The 6,797-nt window shown below is 63.2% G+C and carries 4 protein-coding genes; 1 reads left to right on the top strand and 3 read right to left on the bottom strand.

Annotation, left to right across the window (positions count from 1 at the left end; genetic code table 11):
- Positions 1–361: 361 nt before the first annotated feature.
- The 3 genes from AC1DT6_RS35515 to pdxR form a co-directional block, all read right to left on the bottom strand.
- Positions 362–1,945, bottom strand: a complete 1,584-nt coding sequence (locus AC1DT6_RS35515) for an AMP-binding protein (RefSeq protein ID WP_441633490.1) — start codon at positions 1,943–1,945, stop codon at positions 362–364.
- Positions 1,946–2,593: 648 nt separating this feature from the next.
- A complete protein-coding gene (locus tag AC1DT6_RS35510; RefSeq protein WP_477115350.1) occupies positions 2,594–3,646 on the bottom strand; it encodes a linear amide C-N hydrolase in 1,053 nt (350 codons plus the stop codon).
- 480 nt (positions 3,647–4,126) lie between these two features.
- Entirely contained in the window at positions 4,127–5,641 is a 1,515-nt protein-coding gene (pdxR, locus tag AC1DT6_RS35505; protein ID WP_441633486.1) for a MocR-like pyridoxine biosynthesis transcription factor PdxR, read from the bottom strand.
- Positions 5,642–5,890: 249 nt separating this feature from the next.
- On the opposite strand from pdxR, the gene AC1DT6_RS35500 reads away from it, so the two are divergent.
- Positions 5,891–6,787, top strand: coding sequence for a carbon-nitrogen hydrolase family protein (locus AC1DT6_RS35500; protein ID WP_477104349.1), 897 nt, complete (start codon positions 5,891–5,893; stop codon positions 6,785–6,787).
- The last annotated feature ends 10 nt before the right edge of the window (positions 6,788–6,797 follow it).

Here is a 6,797-nt window from a genome sequence, read left to right as displayed (position 1 = left end):
GGGACCCAAACTCGCATCGCCTTAAGGCGATACTCAAACATGGGTCCCTCTTTTCCGCTCTTTTCGCCGGATCCCGAGGCGCCCCATACGGCCTGGTACACCTTGACGGCTCGCTTCGCATCGCTTGGGGGGCTCGCTTCGCATCGCGTTGGGGCTATACAAAAAACAACGGGTTGTCGGAGGTTCTTGGGGGGGAGGCGCTTAGGGGGCGGCCCGCCCTGCGCCTTTTGGTGCACGTGCAAGGCGGGGGCAGGGGGCGTTGGAAAAAGTATATGAGCATGGGCGGACGGCGTGCGCTCTGTTTCGCCGGAGCGTCATCGCCCGGCGGTGTGCAGTGCCGGCGCGGCGGCTGGTTCATGGCTCATGGCGAGTCCGCGAGCAGGGCGCGCAGTTGGTTCTTTGCCACTTTCTCCAGGGTGGACCGGGGCAGGCTCTCAACCAGCCTGATGTCATGCGGATGCTTGAAGCCCGCCAGTTGCGCCTTGCATGCGGACAGGATGCGCTCGGCCAGGGCCTGGCCGGTGCCGGCGTGCGGGATCACGAAGGCGACTGGCACTTCGTCCAGCATGGGATGCTTCTTGCCGACGACGGCGACTTCCGCTACGCCCTCGACCAGCGCGATGACGCGCTCGATTTCCGAGGCTGCCACGTTTTCCCCGCCGACCTTGAGCATGTCCTTGGCGCGGTCCGAGAAGTACAGGAAGCCGTCGTGGCCCAGGCGGACCCGGTCGCCGGTGATGAAGAGCCCGTCGTCGCGGAAGGCCGCCGCCGTCGCCGCCGGGTCGCCCGCATACTCCAGGAACAGGGAAACGCCACGGTGGCCGCCCACATGGAGGTTGCCTGTCTCGCCGGGGGCGACAGGCTGCCCGTCATCATCCAGCACGTGGATCGCATAGGCCTGGGACGGCCTGCCCATGGACATCGGGGCGTTTGCGAGGTGCGCGGAACCTATCGTGCCGTGGGTGATGGTTTCGGTCATTCCCCACCACCCGATCGTCCTGACCCCGAAGTGCGCATCCGTGGCCGGCGCGCAGACGCCGCTGCCCCAGAAGCGGTAGCTGTGGCGCGCCGGCCTGGGCTGGGTCAGCAGCGCCCGGACGCAGAACGGCACCATCGAGGTCCAGGTGCAACCATGCTTGACGGAGACTGGCCAGAAGCGTGATGCGGAGAACCCGGGTTGCACCACCACCGTGGCGCCCACCCAGAGCGCGGCTGCCACCGAGTAGATCTGCGCGTTGGTGTGGAACAGGGGGAGGTGGACCAGGTGCACATCCTCGGGCCGCAGGTCCTCGTGCATGGCGGACAGGCGCGCGCCCCAGAGCGCGTTCGCATGGGTCCAGAGCACCGCCTTGGGCCGGGCCGTGGTGCCGGATGTGTACTGGATGCCGAACGGCGCCATCGGGTCGTGCGGGCGCTCGATCAGTTGCGCGGGATCGGCGGAGATGGCGGCGAACGGCTCGAACCCGGCGAGGTCCGGCCCGGCGGCGGCGCCGCAATCCGTCCCGGTGACGGCCAGCCAGGCCAGGGATGGGGCCGCGGCCTTTACCATGGCGGCAAAGCGCGGTTGGGTGATGGCGCCGACGGCGCCGCTGTGACTGGCGAAGTACGCGAGCTCGTCGGTGCTCGACCGGGTATTGGTCGACACGGCCACGGCACCCGCGTAAGCGCAGCCCAGCCAGGCGATGACCGCCTCCGGGCAGTTGTCCAGGTGGACCAGCACGCGATCCGCCGGCCGTACTCCTCGCGCCTGCAGGCCGGCCGCAAAGCGGCGCACGCCGTCGCCAAAGTCCGCATAGGTCCAGGTCCTGCCTTCGCCTTCAAAGGGTTCCCAGATCAGGAAGGGATGAGCGCCGCGACTGGCCATCCGTTCGTCGATCAGGGTGCGGAAGTCGCTGCCTTCGAAGGGCGTCAGCGGTTTGGGGCTCGTTTTGTCTGCGTGGCTCATGGCGCTCGGGCTTTCCATCGGCGGGCTGATCGGGGAAACCCGTTCAGTGTTGCGACCACCGAGTGCGTGCGCCTCGTCCAAAGCGACGAAACCTGCTTGGTTGGCGTGAATCCGTGCAAGCTTTCCGCTTGCGCAGGCGCAGAGCGGGGTGCGCCGGATTCTGTCCCATCGATCCTGTAACGACGAATGAGCGGCACCGGGCGCATCCGGGTTGCTGCGTTCCCTTCCCCTGCTAGGGTCTGTCCCCGCTTTGCCGAGCCGTTACCATGGTTTCCGCCGCCGCCGCGCGGCCCGGGAAAAACGCAAGGCCGCGCACGGGCGAGATCACTGATCCTGCCAGGCTGAAGGCGTGTTTTGCCGAATGCACCGAGCCTGGCGGACATGTCGGACGAAACGAATCCGCATTCCGACATTCGCGCGGTGACATGAAGGCATTTGTGCGGGAAGTCCTCTTCGCCGGCAAGTGGCACCAGGCGTTCAGGGGGGAGGCTGCGCCGGACGGCCGGGCAGGCGAGGGCGCAAGACGCGCCCTGGCGGGCGCGCCTGCCGGCCGGGCGGATAAGCCCAGCCGGCGGCTTTGGCGGAGGTGCGGCAGGCACGCGTGCAAGGGCAATGATTTTGCACGGCGCCCGGCGCTACCCCGGTGAATCAGCTCTTTGAGAAATTCAGTGCCGGCGGCGCGTTATTCGGCTTGAACGGCGAGATCGAAAGCGTCTTCCCGTCCAGGTCGAAATGCGCCAGGTCCACGACGCGCAGGGTCTGATCCTGATAGCTCTTGATGTAGTAGCGCTTTGCCCTGAGATCGGCGATCGACGACCATTGCGTATATTCGAGCTGCCCGCCTTTGGGCGCCGTGGAAATGGAGCCCACCGGAATATCGAAATTATTCAGGATATGCTCTGCGAGCTTGATCGTTTGCGGGCCGTCGGGAAGTTGTTTGGCCRACGCGACATAGCCGAGGGCCCGGATGAAGCGGGACGGCGGCGTGGGATCGCCTGGAATGCCAAGAAGACCGGATCCCTGGCCAAAAGGCTCGAAGGTTTGCCCGGCAATCTTCATCGGATCGGCATCGACAGGCGAAATCTTTACGTAATTCCTGACATTGTTGAGGTGCCAGTCAAAGGTCGGCGAGTTGGTGAGGACGCCGAGCGGGTTGTCGTAAACTTTGAACTGGCCGCCGATAGGCTCGATCACGATCGAGGCGCCGGTCGCATCATGCAGGGGAAAGTGGAAAGGCAATGCCATGTCCAGCACTGGCGCCTTGATGTCGACGATTGACACATTGTTGAGTGCCGCCTTGACTTCGGCGACAGTCGCAAAGTTTGTCAGCACCCAGGTCAGGAACTCCCAGGACGCGATGGATTTGGCCGGATCGGCCTTCGCCGGATCGGTATAGCCGGCGAAACCGGGGAAGTAGAGGTTGCCACCCGCAAGGCCCTTCTCGTTCATCCCGTCGGCAAGCACCGGCTGTCCGCCCGACATGACGCCCACCACAGCGTAACGCGACTTCCAGCGGATGCCAGGCTTGTTGCCCGGGCCGGTGCCGACATACTCGTAATTGCGGGGCACCACGACTACATCCGGCTGCAGCTCGAAGCTGTACTCCATGGTGCGCGCATAGACAGGCGTGCCGTCTGCCGCTTTCAGCAGGAAATTGGTGCAGGCATTTGCCTGTGCGCCAAAGGCGATCAGGCATGCCATTGCCGCCGCCTTCATACGACCCGAAACTTTGTGTGATTTATACGCCACGATTACCCCTTATTTTTATTTGAAGCTTGCCTGTTAGAACAACAAGAACAACATTGACGTCTCGCTAGCCGGCACCGTTCGCACACAAAGGGCAATCCGTCCCAGTCTCCAGATCATTGCGAAAACGGTGCATATGCCAAGCATGCGCATCATAGCGCATGCGCAGGAATCATCACTCAATAGGGTGGGGCTGAAGCTTGGGTCCTGGTGTTCATATGCCGTTCATAGCGTTGGTTTTGAAATGCACCGCCGGTGCCACATCGGTATTACGGCGGCGGCCAGGGTTTCTGAAACTCTGCTCGTAGTGGACTCGATAGAAGAACCGCATGATTGGTCCGTCGTGAGCGATGTGCGATATCCCGCTGCAGAAACGCCGCGACAAGGCACCGGACTCGCCAACTTGAAGAGATCCTTCCGCGCTGTGCAAGCCGCTCAATCCTTGCCAAAGCCCTGGTTGACCAGCTCGACGGCCGTCGCCAGCTTGCCGACCGCGGCCGGAATCTCCTGGTCACTGACCCCGCCATAGCCCAGGACCAGGCCGTTTTGCGAGCGTAGCGGACTGGCGTAGTAAGAAGAGAGGGGGCGCGCCACGACGCCGTGGGCAAGCGCGCAACGCGAGACCAGTTGATCATTGGCGTGGCGAAGTACCACGGTCAGGTGAAGCCCGGTATCCGTGCCGACGATCTCGGCCTCGTCACCGAGCTTGCGTCGCAGTTCCTGTGTCAGCATCGCTTGCCGTTCGCCATAGATCTTGCGCATGCGCCGCACATGCGCAGCGTAGTGGCCGTCCGCAATGAACTCGGCAAGCGCGGTCTGTACTGACAACTGTCCGCCCCGATGCAGTTCGGATTGCGCCAGCGCGAAGGCATCCACCAGGGCGGTCGGCACGATGAGGAAGCCGAGCCGCAGCCCGGGGTAGAGCACCTTTGAGAAGCTGCCGACATAGATGGTGTTTTGATGCGGGTCCAGGCCCTGGAGAGAAGGCAGGGGCGCGCCATGATAACGAAACTCGCTGTCGTAATCGTCTTCGATGATCCAGGCATTGTGCCGATGCGCCAGCTCGGTCAGCAGGCGGCGGCGTGCGAGGCTCATCACCACGCCGCTCGGGTATTGGTGAGATGGCGTGACAAAGATGAGCCTGGGGCTGACCTCGGGGGTGATCGGAGGCAGCATGCCATGCTCGTCGACCGGTACGGCATCCATCTGCAGGCTCGCCGCGCGAAACACGCTGCGCGCTCCCCAATAGCAAGGGTCTTCAATCCATACGCGATCGCCGGGATCGGCGAGCAATCGGGCGCAGAGATCGATCGCCTGGTGGCTGCCTTGCGTCACCACGATCTGCTCCGGCGCGCAATCGACCCCGCGCGCCAGTGCCAGGTACTCCGCCAGCGCACGCTTGAGCGGCCGGTAGCCATGCCGGCTGCCATAGCCCAGTTGTTCCTGGCTGGCTGACTTCCAGACCTTGGTAATCAGGCGTTGCCAGACGCCACGCGGGAATTGCCTGACATCCGGAATGCCGGGCACGAAAGCGCCTACCTGCAGGTCCGACGCGCCGGCACCCGCCAGCAACTCGCGCGCGCGCGCCGACAAGCGCGTTGCGTCGCTGGCTTGTTCAATCTTGTCCTGCTGGCTCAGATCCGGCACGCGGTCGAGCACGGCTGGGTCGGGGGCGGTATCGCCAACATAGGTGCCGCTGCCGCCGTGTGTCTGGGTATAGCCTTCGTCGGTGAGGCGCTCATACGCATACAACACGGTGTTGCGGGCAATGCGCAGTTCCCTGGCCAGTTCGCGCGTAGGGGGCAGGCGCGTACCCGGGGATAACTGGCCGGCGAGAATCGCTTCGCGGATGTCGTCAAACAACTGCCTGTTCAATGGAGCCCCTGATCGTTCGGGGTGGCTCCAGTGACTGCGCGCGAGAAGCCAGTCAATTAACGGCGTCTCTTTCAATTCCTTGGCTCCATCTGAAAATTTGTACCGGCACTATACAGTGGGGCCAGCGCGCTTGTAGAGTAGATCCCATCATGTCGCGGCATTACCACAGAAGAATTTCAATTGAATAACCGAGTGCCGCCGCAACCCGCATCCAGAGAAAATATTTACCGTCAGGTAGGTCGATGACTCGTTGTCGCGTTGCGTGGCCTCACCAGAATGGCGCATTTACCGTGCCCATTTTTGGGGTGTTTGCAGAGGCAATAAATGAAGCGTTTTGCAGTAGCAGGAATCCAGATGCCGGTTTCGGCATTTGAAGAGAATATCAGCCAGATGAACCGATACCTGGCGCATGTCAGGCACCGCTTTCCGTGGGTCGATATGGTGATGTTCTCCGAGTTGGCGGCGTATGGTCCGAGCCCGTCGAAGGCCGAGGAGATGCCCGGTGTGGCAGAAGCGCGGCTTTGCGGACTGGCGGCCAAGTACGGCCTGTGGCTGATCCCCGGATCGCTGTTCGAACGTCTGGACGGCCGTGTCTACAACACGGCGCCGGTCATCGATCCTGCGGGCAATGTGGTCGCGCGGTTTCGCAAGCTGTTCCCGTTCCGGCCTTACGAGCAGGGTATCGCCGCCGGCAATGAGTTTGTCGTGTTCGATGTGCCGGGCGCGGGCCGCTTTGGGATATCGATCTGCTATGACATGTGGTTTCCCGAAACCACCCGGACACTGGCCGCGATGGGTGCCGAGGTGATCTTGCATCCGACCATGACGGACACCATCGATCGCGACGTCGAACTGTCGATTGCGCGCGCGTCGGCGGCGACGAACCAGGTCTACTTCTTCGATATCAACGGGGTCGGGGACGGCGGGGTGGGGCGTTCGATCGTGGTCGATCCTTCCGGCTATGTGCTGCATGAGGCGGGGCCGGGCACGGCGGAGATCATTCCCGTGGAGATCGATTTCGAGAAAATCCGCCGCGAGCGCGAGCGCGGCTTGCGCGGCCTTGGCCAGGCGCTGAAGAGCTTCCGGGATCGCGAGGTCGAATTTCCGGTTTATCAGCGCGGGAGCGGCGCCGATGCGTATCTTCACACCCTTGGAAAACTCGTCAAGCCGGGGGCCATGGAAAACGCGGAGCCGGAAATAACCGGTCCCGTCGGAGAATAGATTCGCTTGC

The organism is Cupriavidus sp. 01L45 (assembly GCF_056399885.1).
Note: the sequence above shows the minus strand (reverse complement) of the source record. Positions and strands in the feature narration are given on the sequence as shown.

What these genes read in the sequence shown, in the direction of transcription:
- AC1DT6_RS35515 (WP_441633490.1), bottom strand. Translation starts at nt 1,945, where the DNA reads ATGAGCCACGCAGACAAAACGAGCCCCAAACCGCTGACGCCCTTCGAA.
- AC1DT6_RS35500 (WP_477104349.1), top strand. Translation starts at nt 5,891, where the DNA reads ATGAAGCGTTTTGCAGTAGCAGGAATCCAGATGCCGGTTTCGGCATTT.